Genomic DNA, 1239 nt, shown 5'->3' with positions numbered 1-1239 from the left:
ACTGAGCTGGATTACGCTCGGTATATTCTTCGCTAATTAGATAGCCGTAAAATGATGATAATATCGCTATTTTAGTCTTTAACGCATTATCACTCAGTTGATATGGTAGGCATTTCCCTAGGTATTTTTTACCAATAAACGGCCGCCATTGTGGGTTTGGCGATCGCTCTCCGGTGGCTTTATCGAGTTTGAATTGCGCAACATTGAAATAGCCAATCAGTGCTTGTGGCGGTGATTGGCAGTAATCGATGTATTTTGCGATGTCTTTACGTGTCACCGCGATTGGCGATAATGCAACTACATCAAAACACCAATGAAGATATGTGGTTAATTCACTACGGTAGGCTTTATAGTTGTTTTCTGACTGCTTTTGCTCAAATAACCAATCGGCACAATGCTCTATGATGAGTCCTGCATCCGCCACTTTATCTATTGAAATTCGGGTAATGTACTGATTAACGGACGCATTACCTTGCAATACATACTCCGCAGCATCAAATAGTGGTAATACTGGTGGAAGTTCATCAATGATATTATTGCTCATAAATTAAATATAGGTTATTGATTACATTGCCTTATTATACTGTTTTTTGTTTGATGCCGATAATGTTATTTATCGGCATCAATTGGACTGAATTTTAACGATGAGTTTGGATATGTTGACACTGCAATGTCCTTGTCTGTTATAAACTGCTGCATACAATTCTCTACTGCTGTTGATGGCATACACGACTGCTGACATTGCTTATTGAGACAAGTTGACCTTTTTTTGCAGCTCCATAAACACAATTGCCATAGGGTTTGTTTAGTTGCCCTGTCTAGGCATGTTAAGTCTGCAGCACATAAATGACCTGCTTTAATCAATTGGGCCACTTTATTTGCATCGATAGACACATTCATTCTGTTCATGTGCACTCCTTATTTCACCCTAAGCAACTCTATTTCAGTTAACACCATTTTCGCGACTCTATTCTCGTAACCATGATGAGAACGATTAGATAAGAATTAATAATTGAAGAATTCAACACTCTCTGATTTTGTGCTATTCCCTTCTCATCAAGTAAATATGAATGTTATAGCTTAATAATACATTGATGAGAATGATTATCAATTACATTATGTGACTTCACACCACTTCTGTGCTGTTGATCATGATATAGCTCAAGTAAATGGTCGATTTAACTGCTAAATGGGTAACTTATGTTCAGCGTTAATGTAATATTCTGAAGCATACTTGGC

1 protein-coding gene and 1 pseudogene are annotated in these 1239 nt (G+C 37.4%); both read right to left on the bottom strand.

From position 1 onward, the window contains the following. Window positions 1-544: pseudogene (locus H5202_RS22755) on the bottom strand (site-specific integrase); the annotation flags it as partial. Between the two features lie 65 nt (window positions 545-609). Then, a complete protein-coding gene (locus tag H5202_RS22750) occupies window positions 610-909 on the bottom strand; it encodes a hypothetical protein (protein WP_182774019.1) in 300 nt (99 codons plus the stop codon). Window positions 910-1239 lie beyond the last annotated feature (330 nt).

Origin of the sequence: Shewanella sp. SG41-4, assembly GCF_014164505.1 — a bacterium.
Lineage (GTDB): Bacteria > Pseudomonadota > Gammaproteobacteria > Enterobacterales > Shewanellaceae > Shewanella.
Note: the sequence above shows the minus strand (reverse complement) of the source record. Positions and strands in the feature narration are given on the sequence as shown.